Origin of the sequence: Erysipelothrix enhydrae (genome assembly GCF_035066605.1) — a bacterium.
GTDB classification, from domain to species: domain Bacteria; phylum Bacillota_I; class Bacilli_A; order Erysipelotrichales; family Erysipelotrichaceae; genus Erysipelothrix; species Erysipelothrix amsterdamensis.
Window position 1 is genome coordinate 464888 of the sequence record NZ_CP125807.1, and the last position, 24091, is coordinate 488978.

Annotated in this window: 25 protein-coding genes; all 25 read right to left on the reverse strand. The window is 37.5% G+C overall.

The genetic code is table 11. The annotated features are described in order from the left end of the window. The 25 genes from LLS04_RS02365 to LLS04_RS02485 all read right to left on the reverse strand — a co-directional run bounded on the left by LLS04_RS02365 (position 1) and on the right by LLS04_RS02485 (position 23939). Positions 1-1461 carry an LCP family protein gene (locus LLS04_RS02365; RefSeq protein WP_323611711.1) on the reverse strand — a complete coding sequence of 487 codons (1461 nt, stop codon included), beginning with the start codon at positions 1459-1461 and terminating at the stop codon, positions 1-3. Positions 1462-1493: 32 nt separating this feature from the next. Then, positions 1494-3050: an extracellular solute-binding protein gene (locus tag LLS04_RS02370; RefSeq protein WP_323611712.1), complete on the reverse strand. Its 1557-nt coding sequence runs from the start codon at positions 3048-3050 to the stop codon at positions 1494-1496. Between the two features lie 2 nt (positions 3051-3052). After that, on the reverse strand, positions 3053-4048 hold the full coding sequence (fni, locus tag LLS04_RS02375) for a type 2 isopentenyl-diphosphate Delta-isomerase (RefSeq protein WP_323611713.1): 996 nt from the start codon (positions 4046-4048) through the stop codon (positions 3053-3055). Next, on the reverse strand, positions 4049-5083 hold the full coding sequence (locus tag LLS04_RS02380; protein ID WP_323611714.1) for a phosphomevalonate kinase: 1035 nt from the start codon (positions 5081-5083) through the stop codon (positions 4049-4051). Next, the gene (gene mvaD, locus LLS04_RS02385) at positions 5070-6020 is read right to left on the reverse strand and encodes a diphosphomevalonate decarboxylase (RefSeq protein ID WP_323611715.1); all 951 of its coding nucleotides are present in this window, start codon (positions 6018-6020) and stop codon (positions 5070-5072) included. The genes LLS04_RS02380 and mvaD overlap by 14 nt, the downstream gene beginning before the upstream one ends. Then, positions 6013-6960 (reverse strand): mevalonate kinase, encoded by a 948-nt coding sequence (gene mvk / locus LLS04_RS02390; RefSeq protein ID WP_323611716.1) that lies wholly within the window; start codon positions 6958-6960, stop codon positions 6013-6015. Before mvk ends, mvaD begins: the two co-directional genes overlap by 8 nt. 123 nt (positions 6961-7083) lie before the next feature. Continuing rightward, positions 7084-7620 (reverse strand): transcription termination/antitermination protein NusG, encoded by a 537-nt coding sequence (gene nusG, locus LLS04_RS02395; RefSeq protein ID WP_323611718.1) that lies wholly within the window; start codon positions 7618-7620, stop codon positions 7084-7086. A 1-nt stretch (position 7621) separates the two neighbouring features. Continuing rightward, the gene (gene secE / locus LLS04_RS02400) at positions 7622-7804 is read right to left on the reverse strand and encodes a preprotein translocase subunit SecE (protein ID WP_003774473.1); all 183 of its coding nucleotides are present in this window, start codon (positions 7802-7804) and stop codon (positions 7622-7624) included. A 12-nt stretch (positions 7805-7816) separates the two neighbouring features. After that, positions 7817-7975: a 50S ribosomal protein L33 gene (gene rpmG / locus LLS04_RS02405; protein ID WP_016357467.1), complete on the reverse strand. Its 159-nt coding sequence runs from the start codon at positions 7973-7975 to the stop codon at positions 7817-7819. A 61-nt stretch (positions 7976-8036) separates the two neighbouring features. Next, entirely contained in the window at positions 8037-8648 is a 612-nt protein-coding gene (locus LLS04_RS02410; RefSeq protein WP_323611721.1) for a sigma-70 family RNA polymerase sigma factor, read from the reverse strand. 21 nt (positions 8649-8669) lie between these two features. Further along, positions 8670-9380 carry a 23S rRNA (guanosine(2251)-2'-O)-methyltransferase RlmB gene (rlmB, locus tag LLS04_RS02415; protein ID WP_323611722.1) on the reverse strand — a complete coding sequence of 237 codons (711 nt, stop codon included), beginning with the start codon at positions 9378-9380 and terminating at the stop codon, positions 8670-8672. Beyond that, positions 9380-9754 (reverse strand): Mini-ribonuclease 3, encoded by a 375-nt coding sequence (locus LLS04_RS02420; protein WP_003774465.1) that lies wholly within the window; start codon positions 9752-9754, stop codon positions 9380-9382. Before LLS04_RS02420 ends, rlmB begins: the two co-directional genes overlap by 1 nt. A gap of 1 nt (position 9755) precedes the next feature. Further along, positions 9756-11093, reverse strand: coding sequence for a cysteine--tRNA ligase (cysS, locus tag LLS04_RS02425; RefSeq protein ID WP_323611724.1), 1338 nt, complete (start codon positions 11091-11093; stop codon positions 9756-9758). A 115-nt stretch (positions 11094-11208) separates the two neighbouring features. Further along, the gene (gene gap / locus LLS04_RS02430; RefSeq protein WP_323611726.1) at positions 11209-12213 is read right to left on the reverse strand and encodes a type I glyceraldehyde-3-phosphate dehydrogenase; all 1005 of its coding nucleotides are present in this window, start codon (positions 12211-12213) and stop codon (positions 11209-11211) included. 80 nt (positions 12214-12293) lie between these two features. Next, positions 12294-13205 (reverse strand): GNAT family N-acetyltransferase, encoded by a 912-nt coding sequence (locus LLS04_RS02435; RefSeq protein WP_323611727.1) that lies wholly within the window; start codon positions 13203-13205, stop codon positions 12294-12296. 22 nt (positions 13206-13227) lie between these two features. Next, positions 13228-13500 carry a hypothetical protein gene (locus tag LLS04_RS02440; protein ID WP_003774458.1) on the reverse strand — a complete coding sequence of 91 codons (273 nt, stop codon included), beginning with the start codon at positions 13498-13500 and terminating at the stop codon, positions 13228-13230. A gap of 75 nt (positions 13501-13575) precedes the next feature. Continuing rightward, positions 13576-14103: a GNAT family N-acetyltransferase gene (locus LLS04_RS02445; protein WP_323611728.1), complete on the reverse strand. Its 528-nt coding sequence runs from the start codon at positions 14101-14103 to the stop codon at positions 13576-13578. Positions 14104-14105: 2 nt separating this feature from the next. After that, entirely contained in the window at positions 14106-15050 is a 945-nt protein-coding gene (gene whiA / locus LLS04_RS02450) for a DNA-binding protein WhiA (protein ID WP_115355099.1), read from the reverse strand. Next, entirely contained in the window at positions 15029-15988 is a 960-nt protein-coding gene (locus tag LLS04_RS02455) for a gluconeogenesis factor YvcK family protein (protein ID WP_323611730.1), read from the reverse strand. Before LLS04_RS02455 ends, whiA begins: the two co-directional genes overlap by 22 nt. After that, positions 15988-16848 (reverse strand): RNase adapter RapZ, encoded by an 861-nt coding sequence (gene rapZ, locus LLS04_RS02460; RefSeq protein WP_323611731.1) that lies wholly within the window; start codon positions 16846-16848, stop codon positions 15988-15990. Before rapZ ends, LLS04_RS02455 begins: the two co-directional genes overlap by 1 nt. A gap of 38 nt (positions 16849-16886) precedes the next feature. Then, complete coding sequence (locus tag LLS04_RS02465) at positions 16887-17822, reverse strand: NAD(P)/FAD-dependent oxidoreductase (protein ID WP_323611732.1); 936 nt, start codon at positions 17820-17822, stop codon at positions 16887-16889. Continuing rightward, positions 17801-19261, reverse strand: a complete 1461-nt coding sequence (gene lgt / locus LLS04_RS02470) for a prolipoprotein diacylglyceryl transferase (protein ID WP_323611733.1) — start codon at positions 19259-19261, stop codon at positions 17801-17803. Before lgt ends, LLS04_RS02465 begins: the two co-directional genes overlap by 22 nt. Further along, positions 19254-20207: an HPr(Ser) kinase/phosphatase gene (gene hprK, locus LLS04_RS02475; RefSeq protein ID WP_323611734.1), complete on the reverse strand. Its 954-nt coding sequence runs from the start codon at positions 20205-20207 to the stop codon at positions 19254-19256. The genes lgt and hprK overlap by 8 nt, the downstream gene beginning before the upstream one ends. 3 nt (positions 20208-20210) lie before the next feature. After that, the gene (gene uvrA, locus LLS04_RS02480) at positions 20211-23036 is read right to left on the reverse strand and encodes an excinuclease ABC subunit UvrA (protein ID WP_323611735.1); all 2826 of its coding nucleotides are present in this window, start codon (positions 23034-23036) and stop codon (positions 20211-20213) included. Between the two features lie 54 nt (positions 23037-23090). Then, entirely contained in the window at positions 23091-23939 is an 849-nt protein-coding gene (locus tag LLS04_RS02485; protein ID WP_323611736.1) for an aminoglycoside 6-adenylyltransferase, read from the reverse strand. Positions 23940-24091 lie beyond the last annotated feature (152 nt).

Sequence of the window (24091 nt, forward strand, 5' to 3'; positions counted from 1 at the left end):
TTATTCACTTACTGAAATTACCTCATGACGTTCCATTGCCTCAATATAGTCGTGAGCTTGACGGACTGTATCATAATTTGGCTCCATTACATAAAGTGCTGGACCAGGCATTGAATAAGTCGTTGTACTTGAACTTCCAGTTCCTGTTACTGCATAAGATTGAATATCCCAATCTGACATATCATTAATTTGTTGTTTTATTAATTTCTTAAAGTCACTCTCTTCCATACTCATTTGGAATGAGTCGGATACTGAATTTAGAATCGAAGTATAGTTCGTAATAATTGCAGGTGACATTGCTTTCTTAAGAATACCTGTAATAAGTGCTTGTTGGTTTTTTACACGGTCATTATCTCCGTTTGGAAGATTGTAACGTTCACGTGCAAAGATGAGACCATTACGACCATCAACATGGTTAATGCCTTCATCAAAGTAGACACCTGCAAACGATTGGAATGCGTATCGTGAATAAACCTCAACCCCACCCAATGCATCGATAATTGTTTCTACTGAACTAAAGTTAACCTTAACAAAATAGTCAATATCGATATCAAAGAGATTTTCAAGTGTTGCCATTGATTCCCCAACACCATAAATTCCAGCATGGGTTAATTTGTCATAAGCACCAAATGATGCCAGTTCAACGTGATAATCACGAGGAATACTTGTGAGTAAAATTTGTTTGTTTTTTGGATCGACCGTCATAATCATATTAACATCGGATCGTGATACTGATGATACGGGACCATAGGTATCAATTCCTGTCACAAACATACTGAAGGTATCCTTCATAACATCAGCATTCTTATTTTTAAAATCAACTTCTTCTTCATAAGCGACCGTACCGATAATACGTGTCTTTTCATCAAAATCTTTGACCTCATCTTGAATAAAGCCTCGATGCGCTTCACTCAACAAGATTACTTCTTGAGTGCCATCATATAAATCATTTGCGAGTTCTGTATAATCTTCGTAATCTACGATGTTAATATCTGATTTATACTTTTCATCAATTAACTTTTTCCCTTTAGTAATGTTTTTAGAATCAAGACGTGTGTTGGCACCAATTGGTAATTCCTTAACGTCTTCAATACTTTTATATTTTGAATCTTTCATGACCACTACAGAAATAACGTGTGTATCTTTATTTGCACCGGTTAATTTCCCTAAGAAACTGTTTCCAGTAACTAAATAACGTGTTCCAAGTAATAAGAGTAAACTTAAAATTAAGCTATACACCTTACCGAAATTTTTTAACTTACCGGGTTTGGTGAGCATGGTTATGAGCGCTCCAATAAGGAATAGAAGTAGGATAACCCCTACTATAATCATTAGATACTTTGTAGGAATTGCATTAAACTTGTAGATTGCATACAAAGTAACGAGTGAACAAAGTAAAAAGATTAAAACGATTACTTTGTCTCTGAATAATATAAACTCTTTTCGATTGTTTTTAGCCATGCTAACCTCCATCACAAATTTGTGATTATCAATTAATTGTCTTTCTTTTCTTCTTTTTCTGAAGAAGCATCATTCTTTGATTCTTCTTCTTTTTTTGCTTCAAGTGCCTTTTTCTCATCTTCAGCTTTTTTGGCTTCTAATGCTTTTTTCTCATCTTCAGTTAAATCATTCTCTTCAATCCATTTATTTGCAAGTGAAACAATTTCGGACTGAGCTTCATCAACCGTTAGTTTATGATCATAAAGATCTCTTAATATCGGCATGAAATCAACTTCTTTATAAAGACTACGTGCTAGTTTGGTTGGGTTATTATCCAATGCCATCACTGGTGGCGTATCATGGAAATTATACGCTCTCATTTTTTCAATGAGTTTCTTATCGGTAATTGTAAGCTCATCAAGGTGAATACGATGATAAATCGGCGTTTTACCCACAGAACTCTTGTAAGTTGATACCCCTTCTCCGCTACGCAAGATACGAATTACTTCTGCGGCAGCAGATGGGTATTTGGTTTCTTTACGTGCGATATAACCATCAACCTCACCCATCGGAGACATCCGGTGCTTCATATACTCTGGATAAGGTGCATACACATATTCGTCCTTAGTACTCATCTCGTATTTATCGGCCATTTCAAAATCAGTAATAAAGCTAAAGGCTGAGCGTCGTTCGTAAAACGCTGCATCCAATTGCCATGGAAGGTCTTCTGCCTTCACATCTTTTGGTAATGTTTTATCCATTTTGTGGGTACTCATCGCTTCAATAAAGACGAGCCCATCTCTAAATTCTTGGGTTTCAAAGCCTGGGTCCGATCCTTTTTTCGTGAAATTCAACGTCCATCGACCACTGGTTAAGAAAGGATAAAAGGATTCTTGGTCTTTAAAGGACAATGGAAATACCATATCGGTCTTTTTAAGAATTTTATCGGAAGCTTTATAAATTTGATCCCATGTTTCAAAAACATCCGGTAATCCAGAATCATCTGAATCTTTTAAATCAAATCCCGCTTCTTCTAAAAGTGTTTTATTATAAACAAAGAGGCCCCCCTCAATACTATTTTGAACAAAATAGTATCCTTTGAGATTTATTGAATCTTGAAGTTGGACTGGAATTCTACTTCCAACGACCGTATCAAGGCCATTGCCTAGATTAACCAATTGATCTAAAAAGTAAACAGCATTTTTCTGCGAGGTTACCATTACATCGTAAGGGAGGCCTTTAGCCATTTGATCAATACTTAATGGTTCTTGGACAACATAACTAATCGCATCTTTATGTTGCGGATGCGTTTCATCCCATGTGGAAACTAGGTATTCCCCAAGCTCTTTATTTTCAACTTGTACGGTGAGTGATGCATTTTCTTCAATACTGAAATACTCGTTATCTTTATCGTAACACACCGTTTTCCCATCAACAGTACAACGACTGTTTAAGAAAAAGAATGAGGTTGAAAAAACTGCAAGTAACAAGACTGCGACAACGCCAATAATAACACTCTTATTCTCTTTAGGATTTTTAACCAATCGTTGTTTTTCTTTCTTGTCGTTTGCATTTTCCTCAACGTTTACTTCTTGATGTTCTTGACTCATCCTTACTGCACCTCCTTCCCATGAATTGTATATTCAACATTTGGTAATTCTTTTATCGTTTTGGCACCTACTAAAACCATCAACTTTTTGAAGTCTTCCAGAAACATGGAGACTTCTTCAAGCATTGCATCTGATTCTAAATGAGCTACCTTCAGGAAATATCCTGAAATTCCTACGGCTTGTGCGCCTAGAATTAAACACTTCATGGCATCAAGTGGGTTTTGAACACCACCAGATGCGAAAATATTACACTTTTTTTGGTACGACTTCGTCATTATAAGCGACTCTACGGTTGTAATACCCCAATCTGATAAATAATTATAGCGTTTACCTTGTGATCGTTCATTTTCAATCCAAACAAAATTGGTACCACCTCGACCACTTACATCAACATGGCGTACACCACAAGCATAAAGCTGCGCAACAGTCTTATCACTCATACCAAATCCTACTTCTTTAACAATAACAGGAACATCTACCGATGCCACAATTTTGGTAATGTTCTCGATCCAATGTGAAAAATCGCGATCCCCTTCATCCATAGCTATCTCTTGTGCAACATTAATGTGAATCCCTAATGCATTCGCATCAATCATTTTGATTGCGCGTTTTGCATCCTCAACCGTAGCATTCGCACCCACATTACCAATAATAAAACCCGAAGGGTTTTCATCGCGGACAACTCGGTATGACGACTCCAACCTTGGATCATCAAGTGCTGCATGCTGCGATCCAACTGCCATCGGCAATCCAAAAATACGAGCAATTCTCGCTAGTTTTCGATTTAAAATTTCAGTTTTTTCACTGCCACCTGTCATTGCATTAATATAGATTGGATACTTCATCGTTTGACCTAAAAACTGAATGGACGCATCCACGTCGCTCAGATTTATATTCGGTAAACTTTGGTGAATAATCCGTACGGTATCAAAATCAGATTGATACACATTTTGCTTTAAGGCAAGTGTTACATGTTCGTCTTTTCTTTTTGATCTCATTTACGTTTCATACACTCCTACATCTAGATATAGAATACCATGTTTTTCCCATTCATGTACCAAAGTGTTGGCTTTTTCATTAAAGTTTTCAGATATCAATGCGAATCCACAATCACCACCACCTGAACCCGATATCTTCGCAGGAAAGCCAAGATTTAGCGCTGATTCGATAAGCGTTGTTAGATCATGCGTTTCAATATTGATATCCGCACGATTTCCTAATTCAAGCATCAGCATTCTATAGTTATTAACCGCTTGAGAAAGCAATCCCAAATCATCCCTATTCCAAGCCATTATAAATAAATCGACGGAGCGATTCGCTTCTTTTAGAAAGGACTCATAATACGCGGGATATATACTGCTTAACTCTCGTACTGAATCCACAAATGGAGCCGTTTGATTAACCATTCCGGTCCATCCAACCAAAAGGTTCGCGGAATTCGGTGCGAGCGGTTCAATCACCAAGCCTGGCCATACGGTATGTACAAGATTCATGTTACACATATCCTCAACGATCAACCATGACTCATCATAACGTTCATAAGTAACAACGCCTCCAAAACAAGTCGAGGCTAAATCACCACCAGAACTCATTTCACCCACAATAACTTGAGCCATTACCGAAAGTTTAAAGAGTTCTAAAGAATCTAACTCAACATCGTGAAGTTTTAAGATTGCATCAATAACTGCCACAATCACGACACCACTGGAACCAAATCCATACTTCCGTTGATTATCCGCATCGAGTTCACTTTCAATTTTCATTTTAAAGGAAATCATCGACGTTTTTTTAAATTTTAAATAGCGTCTTGATATCTCAATCGCCGCTTTCACATGAACTAAATTATCATTCTGCATAAAAATTTCAGTTCCTTGAAGATTACCATAGCGACTGTTCACCTCAAACTGCTCTGAAGGTTCGATATATACATTTAGAAACCGGTCAATAGCCGCAATAACTGCTTTTTGTCCAGGTTCCATAATTGCATACTCACCCATAAGAAACAGTTTCCCAGGAAATTTAGAGTGAATCATGAACTGAAACCCCCACTCCCGGTGCACATACCACTGTGTTTATACCTTCTAACTCATTAAGAATTGCATCAACATGGTCTATGGTCGTCATTATCTTTACATTTGGACCCGCATCCATTGTGAAGAAAGCAGGTATTGATTTTTGTAAGGTACGAACTTTATTCATAATTTCGACTGTTTGAGGTTCAAAATACCACATATTTACAGCCATCAAAGATGCATGCATCCGAAGCGCATTCCCTTGAGCAATTGCTCCCACAGTCCAAATATCATGGTCTTTTAATGCCTGTTCAAGTAAAACAATATCTTTTTCAGTCTGTTCAACCCAGGCAGGGTAATAAACAGATGACTCAACCGTCGTGTTCATCGCTTGACTGCTTAAAAATGGTTTCTCCTGATCGTTAAGGATACAGACAATCATTCGAAACTCAGGCCAAGGATTCATCACTATGGGTTGAGCGAAACTATCAAGATCCTCAGTACCTCGATTCCACTTAACAAAACCACCATAAATTGAACGGGAGGCACTGCCAGAACCCAATCTTGCACAACGCGAAACTTCTTCATCCGACAAATTAAGATGCAAAGTCGCCGCTTTCGCAAGCGCAGCAAATGCGGACGCGGAAGAAGCAAGACCAGCAGCCTTCGGAACAGCATTCGTCGAATGAATTCGCGCAAAAGAATGTATATCATAACGCTCACGTAAAGCGTTCATATACCAAACAACACGATCTTTTTCCTTGCCTTCTACTAAAACGCCATCCAGGATAAATACATCCTCAGTAAGCGCTGAATCATAATCTACCCTTGTTTCTGTATAAAATTGATCTAAAGTCAACGAAAGACTTGAATTGTGCGGTATTTTTAATTCATTATCTTTCTTGCCCCAATATTTAATTAAGGCAATATTAGTATGAGCACGAACTGTTTTATTCATGAATTTGTTTTCCATTTAGATTATAAGACCAAGTATCTACCGCACCCGCTTCTTTTAATTTTTGAGATACATGAACTGAATCCGATTCATTTGCGCACAAAGCAATAATACAACCACCTTTTCCAGAACCCGTTAATTTAGCGCCTAATGCACCTTCTTGTAAGGCAACGGCTGTCAAGTGGTCTAATTTTTCATTACTTACGCGGATTGTTCTTAAAACTTCATGAGCAAGGTTCATACAATTTCCAACCTCACCAACATTTCTTGTTTGAAGGTGAACACGTGTTTCATTCGTTAAATCCGCTAACTTATTCATAAGCGATTCAACATAATCAGGATTATCCTTTAGCATTGCATTCACTTCCGATACCGCAAGACGTGTTTGCCCAGAATCACCGGTATCAGCAACCACAAGAATTGCATCCATATCAACTTCGATAACCTCACCCCGTTTACCGCGTTCAAAAAACACAGGTTTTCCCATCGCAATGGTGTTCGCATCCAAACCGCTCGGATTGCTGTGATGGATCCGTTCGGCAACAGATACCAAATAATTTAAGTTTTCGTCGGATAAGTGAATTTTAAATGCATCAAAAAGACCACGAACAACAGATACTGAGACAGCGGCACTCGAGCCCAATCCTCGTTGCGGTGGTAATGTTGATGTAATTGAAATATGAAGACCATAATTCTTTTTATTTATAAATTTTAAGGTTATTGTAATCAATTCTTTAATGCCTGCAATCACTGAAGGTGAACTTGATAAAGCACCTTGGTAATAAAGACAGTCAATTGTGGTTTCATTTTGATGGAAATCCACTCTTGTCTCAATACGCGCGGAAGCAAAAGGCAATGCAATCGCTGGCTTACCATAAACCACTGAGTGTTCACCCATTAAAATAATTTTTCCAGTCGCAGACCCAATTCCATATAGACTCATATAAACACCTTCCAAACATAAATAGCATCTATATTATACATCATAATTCTTAAGATTTTCCAATTCACATTAATTCATATAATTGTGGACAAAAAAAAGCGAGCTAAGCCCGCTTTAGAATTATTATAATGCTTCAATATCTGTATATGAAATCTCAGTCGGAGTCTCACGACCAAATAAAATCGTAAGAATCATTGCTGTTTGAGAATCATTATTCATACTATCAACAGTTCCTTCAATACCAGCGAATGGACCTGAAAGAATGCGTACTGTATCGCCTACTTTGAAATTAACGATAAGTTTTTGATCGCTCATACCCATGCGTCTTAGGATTGATTCAATCTCTTCATCTGAAACTGGGAATGGTTTCGCACCACCACCTGATGAACCGATAAATCCTGTAACACCTGGAGTATTACGAACAATATACCACGCTTCATCCGTCATAATCATTTCTACGAATAAATATCCAGGGAATAAGTTACGAAGTTTTTCAACTTTTTTACCATTCTTATATTCAATTTCTTTTTCTTCAGCTACAAGAATTCTAAATAAAGCATCTTCGATACCCATTGATTCTACGCGTCGTTCTAAGTTTTCTTTAACACGGTTTTCATGTCCTGAATAGGTGTTAACAACATACCATTTTTTTTCTTCCATTTTATCCACCAATTCCAATCAATTTCAATGCTGCTACTAACACAACTTCTGTTAGTAAAAAGTAAGCTACAAAAAACAGAACAAAACATAAAACAATTGTTGTGTTTCGTGTCATTTCCTTACGAGTAGGCCATTTGATTTTATGGATTTCTTCTTTAATTCCAGCAAAACTAAACCAAGCCATAGCATTTACCTCCTATTTTGTCTCTCTATGTAATGTGTGTCTTCCACATCGTTTACAAAATTTTTTTATCTCAAGTCGTTCCGTAACACTTGAATGATTTCGAAAAGTAGAGTAGTTACGTGAAAGGCAGTCAGTACATACCAAGATTACTTTTTCTCTTTTATTTGTCATTAAAAAACCCCACTTTCGTGCTACCTAACTTTATCACAATCACAGTGGGGTGTCAATGAACTCACATGTGGGAAACATCCCGCATTGCAACGAGACGACGCCTCACTTTTTGAATGATATTATCCACATTTTTCGGTGAAATATTAAATCGATGCGCGATCTCACGATATCCAAAACCTTCTTCACGCATTGTATAAATCATTCGTTCTTTTTCTGAAATAGTTTCAAGTACTTTCCGTTCTATTTTTCGCGCATCATGATAATGAGCAACCACAACCGGATCGCTTGTGATATCTTGTGACTCAATCATATCGGCAAGATATACCGATTTATCTTCTGTAACAAACAGATCTAAAGACCACTTACTGTCTAAAAGTTTGTATGATTGTGATCGACATTTTCGTAATGCTGTACGCATCGTCGAAATTACACAGAGGTTTACATAATATGCAAATCCTACATCTTTTATTTCTTTAAAGGTATATATTGCATCATAAAACCCTAGAAATCCTTCTTGAAATAAATCTTCGATACTAATTCCGATAGGCTTTTGTTGAGTATAAAGTTCATATGCTCTTTTCCAAAGCAAGCGCTTGAACTTCCCCATAACTATATCCAATGCATCTTCACTATTCTGTTGAATCATATAAAGATACTCAAAATCGCTTATCATGCAAATCCCCCCATCACTGCATTATTTTCGGCGACGTACAATATCAAAGAGCAATACACCCGTTGCGACGGATACGTTTAATGAATTAACGCTTCCTTGCATTGGGATTGTGGTTAATATATCACACTCTTTTTTTACCAATCGTGAAATTCCTTTACCCTCGGAACCCACAACTAATACAAGTGGCATATCAACATTAAATTCAGTATAATCAACTGCTTCAACTGCATTCTCTGCAGCCACTACCCAATAACCGGCTTCTTTAAGTTCAGCAATTGCTTTAACCATATTCGTAGCTTCAGCTACTTTTACAGAATTAATCGCACCTGTAGAAACTTTCGCAACCGTTGATGTTAGTCCAACACTTCGATGTTTTCCAACTACCACGCCATCGACTCCACATGCATCACACGTTCTTAAAATCGCACCTAAATTGTGAGGATCTTCAAGTTGGTCACACAAGACAATAAGATTGTTCTTTGCACCTTGAATAATTTCTTGAAGTGAGTGGTATTTGTAGTCTTGAATTTCAATTACGACACCTTGGTGCACACCATCAGCCATTTTGTCCAGTCGAAATTTATCCACAAACTGTGCACGAATTCCTTGTTCTTTCGCAAGCGCAACAATTTCTTGGTAATTTCCTTTATTGAACAAATATAAATTCTTTGGTTTCTGCCCACTTTTTAAATATGCAGTGACCGTATTTTTCCCAAAAATGTAATTCGACATTATATTTCCACCGTTTCTATATATTCTTTCCAAAGTTCATCCAAACGTTCTTGATGGCCTTCCATATGGAGATAACCCCACAACGCTTCAAATCCTGTCGCAATTCGATATGACATAACGTCCGCATTTTTAGCCATCGATGCACTCTTAGCATTTCGTCCTCGTTTGTAGATACCCATTTCTTCTTCAGTCAGCGCATTACGGTCTAATAATGTTTTCATATAATCTGCTTGTGCCATCGCACTCACGAATTTAACTGAAGTTTCTTGTAATTGCTTTGTTTTCGTAATTCCCTGCTCAACTAAATATTGTCTTACTTGAAGGGACAAAACTGCATCTCCAACAAAAGCCAATACATTTCCAGAATGCATCATATTATAATAATCCTCGTTCTATCAGTTCACCGCGATAGCGATCCGCATCATCAAAGTCCTTGCGTGCTTTTGCTTCATTCCATTGTTTAAATAAGAGTCGTGCTGCTTCGTCAAGGACAATTCTTGTATAAGAAATGCCCAACACATCCAACATCTTCTCAACCGTAACAATATATTTTGAGACATCACTCGCATTGATTTCTCTTTGACGAACTACTGCATTTAATTGTTTAACAGTATCAAATAGCACAACATTCGCATTGGCTACATTTAAGTCATCAGACATTGCATCCATAAATTGATTAAATCTTAATTCGTCATAATTTGTGTCAATTTGAAATTCTAACTTTTCAAGTTCAATATAAGCTTTGTTTAAACCTTGGAAAATGCGGTCTAATTCTTTATGAGTTTGTTCCACAAGGTCTTCGGTGATATTTAAAGTGAGACGGTAATGTGTCGACATGAGTAACCATCGTGTAGCATTTTCACCCAGTTTATCAATAAACTCTTGAGCCCACATAACATTACCTATGGACTTACTCATTTTCTCCCCATCAATGTTAAGCATCGCATTATGAACCCAATAATTCGCAAGATCATGATTATGAAGTGCTCTACATTGCGCCGATTCATTTTCGTGATGAGGGAACTTTAAATCTTGTCCACCACCATGAATATCAATAATCTCTTGTTTGAACTCGCTATTAATCATAACAACACATTCAGTATGCCATCCAGGTCTTCCTTTTCCCCATGGCGCATCCCATTTAATTCCGTTATCATTTGTATCTTTCCACAATACAAAATCTAGTGGGTTTTCTTTATTACTATTTTCTTCGATGCGAGCACCAACCATTAATTCATCAATGTTTTGTGAAGAAATGGCCCCATATTCTTCTGCCTTAGACACACGAAAATAGACGTCACCATTGGACGCATACGCATAATCATGATCGATTAAGTCTTGGATAAATGAAATAATCTCTGGCATTGTATTCGTTACTTTTGGAGTTGCTTGTACATGATCGGCATGAAGTCCTTTTCGAACTTTTTCGTACGCTTCGATGTATCGATTTGAAATAACCGATTCATCAACACCTTCCTCTGATGCTTTTTTAATAATTTTATCGTCAACATCAGTATAGTTTGATACAAGTTTTACATCGTATCCTAATGTCTCCAAAACGCGTCGCAACAAGTCAAAGACAACAATGGGACGTGCGTTTCCAATATGTGCGTAGTTATAAACGGTTGGACCACATACATACATGGATACCTTACCTTCCTCGATGGGTTTAAACTCTTCAAGGGAATTTGATTTTGAATTATATAACTTCATAATAGCCTCCAAACCTTTGCAATAAGTATATCATAAATAGCCTTTATTTATGCACACTTCAAACATAAAAAAAAGCTACCCAAATGGATAGCTTTTTTGATCATAATTGAATCAATTAGAATTTTGAAGCAACGTAATGTGCTGTACGTACTAATTGGTTTGTATATGATGCTTCGTTGTCATACCATGAAGCAACTTTAACTAAGTTAACACCACCGATTGATGAAACTTTTGTTTGTGTTGCGTCAAATAATGAACCGTAGCTCATACCAATGATGTCTGTAGAAACAAGTTGTTCTTCAGTGTAACCGAATGATTCGTCTGCTGCTGCTTTCATAGCTGCGTTTACTTCTTCAACTGATGTTGCTTTTTCAACTACTGCTACTAATTCAGTGATTGAACCAGTGATTACAGGAACACGGTGTGCTCCACCATCTAATTTACCTTGTAACTCAGGGATTACTAAACCGATTGCTTTAGCTGCTCCTGTTGAGTTAGGGATAATGCTTTGTGCAGCTGCACGTCCACGACGTAAGTCACCTTTAGCATGAGGACCATCTAATGTATTTTGGTCATTTGTGTAAGCATGGATTGTTGTCATTGTTCCTGAAATAATACCATACTTGTCATTTAATACTGCAGCCATTGGAGCTAAGCAGTTTGTTGTACATGAAGCACCTGAGATAACTGTTTCGCTACCGTCAAGGATTTCATGGTTTGTGTTATAAACAACTGTTTTGATGTCGCCTGTTGCTGGAGCTGAAATAATAACTTTACGAGCTCCTGCTTCTAAGTGCATGCCAGCTTTTTCTTCAGTTGTGAAGAAACCTGTACATTCGATAACTACGTCAACACCTAATTCTTTCCAAGGTAAGTTTTTAGGATCGCGTTCGCTTAAAACTTTGATTTCGTGTCCGTCGATTACGAAAGCTCCGTCTTTAACTTCGATATCATGTTCGAAACGTCCTTGTGCTGAATCATATTTTAATAAATGAGCTAATGTTGCTGCATCTGTTAAGTCGTTGATTGCCACGATTTCCATGTCTTTTGAACCTGTTAATAAACGTGTTGCTAAACGACCAATACGGCCGAAACCGTTAATTGCTACTTTAACTGTCATAGTGTCTATATCCTCCTTATAATTGACATTCTTATTATATACCATCTCAACCAATTGTCAATTGTGAGCCAACTAACAATCTATAAAAAATCCCTATTAAACAGTGGCTTCCCAAAGGCATGGAACGCCGAATACGCACTGATAATTTTTATATGATACAAACGTTCAAATAATTCCTTATCGTTTACACGCGCTATGAGAAATGGTGCCTTCACGCGTTGTGCTTCTGTAAATATTTTGTCTAAGCGCTCTGAGACTGTAGCGTGAAGACGTACATCTTGTACAGAGCGCGAAACAAAGGCAAGAAGCCTTACCAACGAGCCGCTCTTATCGTAGCAACATTCCAATACTTCAACTGAATGCGGGCCATTTGTGACGATTGCATAAGCAATCAATTCCCCATTTTCTTGAAGACCAATAATTTGACCGTTCTGTTCTCTCATTGTTTTCTTTAGTTTTCCAAAATAATTTTCATCGCGAACAAAATTTCCGGTGAAGTGACTTGTGAAACGACGATACACTTCTAACAGACTTTCTGGACTAGGGTCACGTACGATGCCTTCCATTCCTAAAGAAGGAAGTGAAACAGCTGGAATTGTATAGATATAGTTTTCCACAACTGTTTCAAAACCAAATGGTTCAAACCATTCTGGATGATCTGTATGACATAGAGTAATAATGTCTGTCTTCGATACCTCGTCCAATATCGTTTCAATAAGTGAGGACATCGTATCCAACAAAACATTTGGACGCATAAAACTTCCCACGAGATAGGATGTTTTAATATTTTTATCATGTAACGACAAAACCTTATCGTGAACTTGAATTGCAGCTAAAATTTCATCATGACTGTTTTTAGCCAAGTAACACTGATTCTCGTGATAAAAATTATTAAAATAAGCATCGACAGAACCACGATTAATGTTTGGAAACGCATCTTTCCACAATATATGTAATTCTTTTTTATCTGTGCTGACTGCTTTTGAAATCATGAAGCATCCCCTTCCTTAATCATTACTTATTTTCTTTATCAGTTACATCACGTGTTGTATATTCAACATCAATGACATCGCCGCTATGATTATCCGAATACGTTTGATCTGAATGTGTACTCTGGTTTCCGTAAAAATCTCGAGTACCTCCGCGAGGACGACGCACTTCTTGAATAACGCGTACAATAGTACTAATTACCCATATTATTACAACAATACCCACCAGTTGAGGTAAAATTCTGATAATAATCATTGTTATTAAAAATAAAACTAAAAATGAAATAATTGAACCCATAATAAATACCGCCTTTTAATAATTATAACACGAAAAAAAAATGTCTAAAGCATTTTTAGCGTGCTTCACCAATCATCACATAATGTCTGTTTGAAGGAGAGAATAGACGCAAATATCGATGTACTGTCCCGCTTCATACTCCGCTTGACGTAAAGTTCCTTCGTATTTAAAGCCTGTCTTATCTAAAAGCCGAATACATCCTTTATTTTCAGGACAAACTTTAACTTGGAGACGATTGTAGTATTTGAAATTGAACGCATAATCGATTGCGTATTGTAATGCTTCGGACAGAATCCCTTGATTCCAATATTCGTATTTTAATTTAAAGCTTACTTCAATACAGTTAAAATCAAGATCATAATTATAACATCCTACATCGCCAATATAACGATCCATTTCATCGGAAATAACCCAACGAAAGCCATCCATACTAGTCTCTGATTCTTTGAATCGATGGATTTCGTTGAGAGCCTCATCAATGTTTTCGAAACGACCCATACCATAATATTTTGTAACTCGATCGTCACACATTATATTATAGAGTTCACCAGCATCTGAATCTCTAGCATCTCTCAAGTTAAATTTTACACCTTCGTAATGCATTATTAAGCTTCCTCTTGATCTAATTTATCGGCTAACTCGATTAACTTTTTAAAACGGTGTTGAAGCCCTGATTTACTGATGGTTGCATTATGCTCTGCTTCATAATATTCAATAAGTTCATTTAAACTTGCTTCAGGATGATTCATTCGTAAGTCACCCACCTGAATTAAACGATCCTCCAGTTGATTATAACGATTGTGTTCGATTAGTTTATAGATAGCGTCTAATTGCTGACTTCCCGCTTTAATGGTTTTAACTTCATTCGCAACCTCACAATTATCAAGGCGGGTTAATGAATTCTTAAAATCACGTTGAATTCTTATATCTTCAAATTCAAGTGTATTCACATGTGCTCCGGTAATTTTTAAGAAGTCCGCAATTTGGTCTGCAGCTTTAACATAAACAACTTGGCGATTGCGTCTTGAGGTAATTTTAGCGGAGATATCAAAACGATTTAAGAGTTTTTGTAAGTAGAGGGCAAGTTCCTCACCTTCACAGGTTATTTCCATATGATAATTCGCTGTTGTGGGAGCGTTAATGCTTCCACTAGCAAGAAACGCTCCCGCAAGATAAGCACGTGCACAACATTCTTTAAGTGTAATTACACTGTATGGGGTATTTCGCATTCCTTTAGATGAATAAATTCCAAGGTCTTCTAAGATTTCCATACCGCGATCCATCACCCGTAAGATATAAACATTGTTCTTTTTTAACTTTTGCTTTTTCACAACCGTTAAGTCAATTTCTACTTGATAACGTTCTTTTAGAAGTGAAAACAATCGTTTCGCGATGGCTGCATTTTCAATCTCTATTTGAATCTGCATCCGTTTGTTTGCGATAATTAGGTTTGAATTAATTTGTAAGAAAGCCGACAAAAAAGCACGCTCACAGCACTCGTGATAGATGTTTGTTGATATTTCATGTTTTACTTCACTGCTAAAGGACATCCAATCACCTCCAAAATTTCATAAAATCCTTCGCGAACACGATCGTGATCATGACGGATTTTCCCATTATCAAAACTTAATAAGTTTTGGTCTACAACTGCATAGGTGTGTACCATACTTCTAAAGTATATTGGATGGGAATCTTCGTTTTCATAGTTTTGAATCACATCCACAGGGATTTCATCAACAGAACGAACAACAAGATCGATCGGTTTTTCGATATGTTTTACAATCGCATTAACGTGATCTTCACCACTATAACCATCTGTTTCACCCGGTTGACTCATCGCATTGCAGTAATATATTATTTTCCCTGTGCTTTTTTGAAGCGCTTCTTTAATCTCGGGAATAATGATATTGGGTAGTATTGATGTATACAAAGACCCGACCCCAAGCAAAATGACATCTGCTTCTAAAATCGCTTTAATCGCTTTATCCGTTGCATGTACCGGTTCATCATAGTAGACGCAATCGATTGAGTTTGCATATTTAGGAATGTTGGATTCTCCACGTACAATCGTCCCATCTTCCATACGTGCGCATAACGTGATTGTTTCTTCGGATGAAGGAATGATATCTCCCATAACATTTAAGACTTTAGATACGGATGCGACGGCGTCCATAAAATCTCCAGTTGTATCTGTAAGTGCTGTTAGGATTAAGTTTCCAAGATTGTGACCTGCAAGTGTCGAACGCGAATCTTTACTGAAACGGTAGTTCATGATTTGAGAAAGTAAGTTTTCGGACTCAGCTAAGGCAAGCATCACATTTCGTATATCACCCATCGCAGGCACATTAAAATCTTCTCTTAATCGCCCCGTGCTTCCACCATCATCTGCAACTGTAACGATTGCACTTAATTCAATCGATTCAATATGTTTTAGCCCTCGTAAGAGTGCTGACTGCCCTTTACCGCCACCAACTACTGCGACCTTCATTACTCTTTGTCCTCAGGCATATCTCGGTGATCTTTAAGTGTATTGTATTGCTTATCGTAATTTTCATAGAGCCAATTAACGATCGAAACGGATCGATGTTGACCTCCGGTACATCCAATCGCAACCGTTAATAAATGTTTCGATTCTTCGATATAACGTTCAAAAGCATAATCCAAAAATTGGGTTAGATATTTCAAGAACTCTTGTGTTTTTTCATCGTTAATGACGTAATCAAATACGGGCTCATCGTTACCCGTCATCGATCGTAAAGACTCTTCCCAATATGGGTTGTTTAAGAATCGCACATCAAAAACAAGATCTGCATCCATCGGAAGCCCTTTACGGTAACCAAAGGATATGAAACTCAGCGACAAGGATTGGTTTCCTTCAATTTTAAAGAATCGCTTAATTCTTGATGTTAGGTTTTGTTGTGTTAAAAATGTTGTGTCGATAATAATTGATGCACGTGATTTGATGTTTGAAAATTGTTCAATTTCCGCATCAATTGCTTCTTCAAGTCCATTTGCTAAATTCGCAACAATTAATGGATGGTTACGTCGATTATATTTGTAACGCAGCAGAAGCTGCTCTTTGCTCGCATCTAAAAATAGAACAATTAATTCGCATTCTGAGTTTTTAAATGTACGGTAGAAAATATCAAAATCCGCTGCATTCACACTTAACGCTAAATTACTGTATGTTCCATCTTTCATCGCCTCGATATCTCTTACAAGATCCTCGATCGTAAATACAGGAAAACGATCGATACAATGATACCCCATGTCTTCTAAAACGGCCATGGCACTTGTTTTACCTGCACCTGATAGACCTGTTACTAAAACTACTTTTTGTTTTTCCATGTTCCACCTCTTACCCCAATTATAACAAAAATCTAAGGCTATGCCTTAGATTTAAGATCTTGTATATAGTGAAATGCATTTTGCGCTGCAATTGCACCATCACTTGTTGCTGTAACAATTTGACGTAAATGTTTTTGAATAACATCCCCTGCTCCAAAGATACCTGGAATTGCAGTTTCAAGTTGGTTATTAACGATCGAATAACCTTCGTTATCGAGAACATTTAAATCTTTTAAGAACCCTGTTGCTGGAATCGCTCCAATATAAGGGAAGACGCCATCTGTATCAATTACAAGCGGTTCTCCAGTTTCAACATGTTCAAACTTCATACCCGTTAACTTCCCATCGTTATCGATGTAGTCCACTGGAATATGTTTTTTAATGATATTAATTTTTTCGTTATTAAATACTTGGCGTTGCGCTGAATCATCACCTCGGAACACATCTCTTCGAATCACAAGATTAACTTCATTAGCAAACTGTGTTAAATAGACAGCCTCTTCAAGTGCGGAGTTTCCTCCACCAATAACAACTACTTTTTTATCTCTAAAGAATGCTCCATCACACACAGCACAATAAGATAGACCATGACCTAAGAGTGCATCGTCTTTTTCAAATCCTAATGTACGTTCGTTTGTCCCTGTTGCCACAATCACAACATGGGCACGGTATTCTGTGCCATCTTCAGTTTTGATTACTTTAAATTCCCCTTCATCAACAATGCCATTCACATTCCCATAAAGGTATTCTGTACCATAAGCGGTTGAGTGTTCAAACATCTTCATTGATAAATCAACACCCGTAATATTATCCACACCTGGATAATTTTGGACCAAGTCCGTTTTAATCATTTTTCCACCTGGAGCTTCCGATTCCAACATTGCTGTTTTCAAGCCTGCACGTCCTGCATAAACGGCTGCTGTTAAACCAGCTGGACCCGCTCCAATAATGATTACATCATAGTTATTGTCCATTCGTGATCCTCCTTCAATATTTCTTTGATTTCCATTAAATCCGAAATCATACGATTCGGTTTACTTTCTTCTAAATCCTTCTCACGTATTTTATCAAATACATATCCGATAGTAAACGAACCTGCCCGCTGTCCAGCGAGAATATCTGAAGCAGTATCTCCAACATATATTAATTGTCCACGATCTGCATTCATCAATTCAAGTGCCTTATCGATGCCTGCTGGATCGGGTTTAACCGGTTCAAATAAATCACAGCCTAATACGACTTCAAAAAGTTCGGGTTTAATTCCTGTAACTTTCATTCCGAGTTCAAGGGTTGATGTGATTTTGTTTGAAACAATACCCATTCGATATCCTTCATTTTTTAAATCTTCTAGTAGCTCTATGGCGTGTTCCATAGGAACAACATAGGTTTCATGTAATTCATGATTAATTCGTCGGTACTCTTGAATAATGTCTTCGATTTCTTCTTCTTCAAAGTATTTACTAAACGTATCGTGAAGTGTCGGTCCGAGGAATGTTTTCATTTCTTGCTCATCCAATTGGTATTCGGGTTTGTATATTTCAAACACGTGACGGAATGTTTCTAAAATACATGCTTGTGTATTGGCGATGGTTCCATCAAAATCGAATAAAATAATCGGTTTTGGACGCTCGAGGTATTTCTTGAAACACCCCAAATATCCCGCAACACCAACAACCACAAATATAATTGAAATAAATTGCGCAACGCGAATCGGTCCAAACATCAGACTGTCTGATCTAAACCCTTCAATGATAAAACGCGTTGCCCCATACCACATCATGTATGCAAAGGTTAAATCACCACGCTTAATTTTACTTAATCGTTTAAGTACAAAAACGATGAGAATCCACCCGATGATGTTTGCGACACTTTCATAGAAAAATGTAGGTTGACGGAAAGCACCATCAATAAACATCATGTCTTTAAACCACATAGGAAAATGATTATAGAAGCTTTCTTGGACGACACGTCCATAGGCTTCTTTATTCATAAAATTACCCCAGCGCCCGATTGCTTGAGCGAGTAATATATTTGGAATAATTAAATCAGCCCACTGTATAAAATTAAGACGACGGCGTTTGGTAAACCAGTAACCGAAAGCGACCCCCACAATCAAGCCTCCTTGAATTGCAAGACCACCTTCATGAATCGCGAAGATACGTAACGGTTGAGCAAGGTAAGTTTTAAATTCAAAAAATAAAACATACCAAATACGCGCGCCTAGAAAACCGGCAATGAGCGAACCCATAAATAGATCTTCAATATCGTCTTTCTTATAACCCACCTTTAGTAAGTTACGTTGACTTATATAATATGCAAGAAATGCACCCGTCATAATCAGAATTGCATACCACGCAATACTTACAGGGCCAATCTGCACGAATGTTTGAGTATTTGGAAAAAACTTAATCATCAACATGCTCCTTTGCTTGACGTTTAATAAAATCCATTACGCGCTCGTCAAAAATCTCTGCGCTATTAATTCCTCGTTGCTTAAGCATATGATCGCGCACTGCTGATTCAACGAGCACAGCCATATTACGGCCCTCTTTAACAGGGAACACCAAATGCGGAATTTGTAATCCTAATGCTTCATAGGGTAACTGTTCTTCGATTCCCGCTCTTAAATATTGCTGATTATCATCCCATTTTGTAAACTCAATTACAAAATTTATTTCTTCTTGTTCAAGATAGGATCGTACACCAAACATCTGACTTACATCAATGATTCCAATTCCACGAATTTCAAGCATGCTCCGTAGTAACTCGGGTGCAGTTCCAATTATTTTATCTTTAACACGCGTAATATCAACACGATCATCGGCGATCGATGCATGACCACGCAATACCAATTCAAGTGCTACCTCACTTTTACCCATTCCACTTTCACCAATAATAAGTACGCCTTTCCCAAAAACGTTCATTAATACACCGTGAACATTTCCTGTAGGGGCCAATACTTCATCCAAGAACGTAACGATTTCCACCATGATATCGGAACTTGGTCGTTCTGTAACAAACACTGGAAAGTTCTTTTGATTCGCTACTTTACAAAGTGTTGGTGGACATGGGTTTCCACCTGTAATCAAAGCAAATGGTGTTTCTTCGTTAAGTATTGTACCAAAGCGTTCTTCTTGCTCTGATTCATCAAGTGTTTTGATAAATGATGATTCTTTATTACCGATAATAACAACACGCTTCGGTTCTGCATGGGCATAGAACCCTGTTAATTCAAGCCCTGGTCTATTTGTATTTGGGAGCGTAATACGTCTTCTTAATGATTCACGATCACCTGCTACTTGTTCGAACCCGAAATGGTCAACAAGTGTCTTAACACTACACGATACTCTTTCTTCCATAAACTACCCCTTTTCTAATACCCCTTTGAGATAATGTCCTGTATAACTATTTTCAACTTGAGCAATGTCTTCAGGTGTACCACAGGCAACAAGCGTACCGCCGCCTTCGCCACCTTCTGGACCTAAATCAATCACATAGTCTGCATTTTTAATAACATCTAGGTTATGTTCAATAACAACAACGGTATCACCATTTTCCACAATACGTTGTAATACACCCGTTAGTTTTTCCACATCGTAGCTGTGTAAACCTGTTGTAGGTTCATCTAAAACAAACATAGTCTTACCCGTTGATGGTCTTTGGAGTTCACTTGCAAGTTTAACACGTTGTGCTTCTCCACCTGATAATGTGGTTGCTGATTGACCCAGTTTGATGTATCCAAGCCCAACATCTTGTAACGTTTCAAGACCCTTACGAATTTTTGAAATTGGCGCAAAGAACTCAGTTGCTTGATCAATGCTCATATCGAGAATATCAAAAATTGTTTTTTCTTTATAATGTACTTGAAGTGTTTCATCGTTATATCGTTTACCGTCGCATTCACTACATTTCACAAATACATCTGGTAAAAAGTGCATTGATATACGCTTCACACCATCACCCTTACACATTTCACAGCGGCCTCCCGCCACATTAAACGAGAATCGACCTTTATCGTATCCACGCATTTTCGCTTCAGGTGTTTTCGCAAACAAATCACGAATATCATCAAATACTCCCGTATAAGTTGCGGGGTTTGAACGTGGTGTTCGTCCAATTGGATTTTGATCGATCGTAATCAACTTATCGATATTTTCAAGACCTTTAATTTTCTTATGTTTACCTGGTTTCACACGCTGTTTTCCAAGTGCATGATATACCGTCTTACTTAAAACTTCATTTACAAGCGATGACTTACCACTGCCGCTTACACCCGTAACTGCAATGAATGTACCAAGTGGGAACTTAACATTGATTCCTTTGAGATTATTTTCTTCCGCACCCATAATTTCAATTTTCTTTTTATTACCTTTACGGCGTTTTTCAGGCGTAGGTATTCTTCGTTTTCCACTGAGATACTGACCTGTAATGGAATCTTCGTTTTCTAAAATTGACGCAAGGGGTCCGTTCGCAATAACTTCTCCACCTAAAGCACCCGCACCCGGTCCAATATCTACAATCCAGTCTGCGGCTTCCATTGTTTCCTCATCATGTTCCACAACGATAAGTGTATTTCCAAGATCACGCATATTCTTTAAAGTTTCAATAAGACGCGCATTATCACGTTGATGAAGTCCAATCGATGGTTCGTCTAAAACATAAAGAACACCGGTCAATCGCGAACCAATTTGCGTAGCGAGTCGAATTCTTTGCGACTCGCCTCCGGAAAGACTTCCAGCAATACGGTCCAAAGTTAAATATTCAAGCCCAACATCTTTTAGGAATGTAAGACGAGAGACAATTTCTTTAATCACCAGTTCCGCGATATTCGCCTTCATTTCGTCAAGTTCTAGACGATCCATGAAGTGAAGTGCATCTCCAATGGATTGTTCCGTAAATTGACTGATGTTTAATTCACCGACACGCACACTTAAAGCTTCTTGATTGAGACGGGCACCATGACACTCAGAACACACTGCTTCACCCATAAATGATCCATACCATTCACGTGATGATGAAGACGTTGTATCACGATGACGACGCTCAATAAGACTTACAACCCCTTCAATGGGCTCGTTGCGATGAAAACTATTACCTGAGCGTGATTCAATAACATATTTTACCGGAACAATACTTCCATAGAGTAAAATATCCATCTGTTTTTTTGTTAGTTTACTGATTGGCTTATCCACATCTACTTTTGCGAATTGGATAAGATGTTCAAAAGTTTGCCACTCAATGTTTTGTGAATTAACGATATTTTTATAGTAGCGAATTCCACCCTCTGCTATTGATAAACTTGAGTCCGGTATTAAAAATTCAAAATCTACAGATTGGGTCATTCCTAAACCATTACAGTTATGGCACGCTCCCATTGGTGAATTAAAGGAAAAAAGACGAGGCTCAATGGACGCAATACTAAATCCACATTCAGGACAGGCAAAATTACTTGAAAACACCATGTTTTCTTCGCCATTTTTCACAAGAACAACGCCATCACTAAGTTTCAAGGCTGTTTCTAATGAATCACTGAGTCGGTAACGACTGTCTTCTTTTTTCACAATTCGGTCAATCACAACTTCGATGTCATGGCGATTATTTTTTTCAAGCGTTACTTCTTCATCAAGCATCACTAAAGTACCATCGATATAGGCACGAACATAACCCTCTTTTCGAAGATTATCCAATAAATCTCGATGCTCTCCTTTTTGTGCTTTCACAACAGGAGCCAAGATTTCTAAGCGCGTTTTATCTTCAAGCAACATGATTCGATCGACCATTTGTTTAATCGTTTGTGATGTGATTTCAACATTATGGATTGGGCAATAAGGAATACCCACCCGAGCATACAAAAGACGCAAGTAGTCATAAATCTCTGTTACAGTTCCAACTATAGAACGGGGATTATTACTTGTCGTTTTTTGATCGATTGCGATGGATGGCGAAAGACCCTCAATTAATTCAACATCGGGCTTTTCCATATTACCTAAGAATTGGCGTGCATACGAACTGAGCGATTCAACATAACGGCGTTGACCTTCCGCATAAATCGTATCGAACGCTAAACTCGTTTTACCAGAACCAGATAAACCCGTCATAATTACAAGTTTATCTCTTGGAATTTCAAGGCTTATATTTTTTAGATTATTTTCTTTTGCACCTTTAATGATAATTTTATTGTTTTCCATATCTCTCACCTACTGAACAAATTATAACATGTTTCTTGTTTCCGCAATACCGCTTTACTCATCGTTAATCTGTTTTAAGACATAAGTTGAAACATCATGATATTCATGACGATCATATACAAACGTTCCATAATCTCCCACCCGATCAGCCACAACTGAAAAGATAGTCAACATCGATTCTAAAACAACAATACACTGCTCTTTTGAACTTAAATTATACGTCGCAAGCACCTTATCCCACATACTTGAGCTGATATATCGATCAAGATATTTGAAATTTTTCCCAACACTAATCGAGAAATCAGTTTCAAAACCAACTTGCCAAGTAATCATTTGAAGAAGCATTTGACGCATCGATGCGAGATGGTCCATCGCATAAATCGGCTCATGACGTTTGATACCTTTCACGACATAAAATGATAACCATAACATCTCATTAATACAATCTCGATAGTTTTGTTCATTTGGCTTTTTGATCCAATAGTCGCGATCAGTTGCCGGTATGACACCTGATATAATGGAATCTTTATCCAGAATGATTTCTACCAAGTGGTCTTCTTGAAGGTAGGCCTCTAAATTTTCAATAGCAATAAAGGTAAAGTCGATACGAACTCCATCTTCAAACTGAACCAAGTAATGATAATCGCGCGATTTTGACTGTCCAAACAGCGTAAAATCATCCGGTCTTTGCATCATAAGGACTTTCCCAAAAGGCTCCAACCAAGACTGATGATTGATGAAATATTCTAAATTATCCACAATGAATGCAATATCATAGTCTTGCATTGAATCTTTTTCAATTTCTTTATTCACTCGTGAACCATTCATTGCGACAATTCGGATATGTTGACTCAATTTTGCTTGCTCCAAAATTAGTGTCATAATTTCTGTTTCTGTTCGCATAGCCCGCCTCCTTTTGATAATAAGTAATTATCAATTTAAAGAACTCCTAAAATCAGTTTCATTCTTTACTACACAAATACACTATTTCAATCAATACGCTGATACACTTTATTTTATCTATTATCTCACGAGTACGCACAAACTACAAAAAA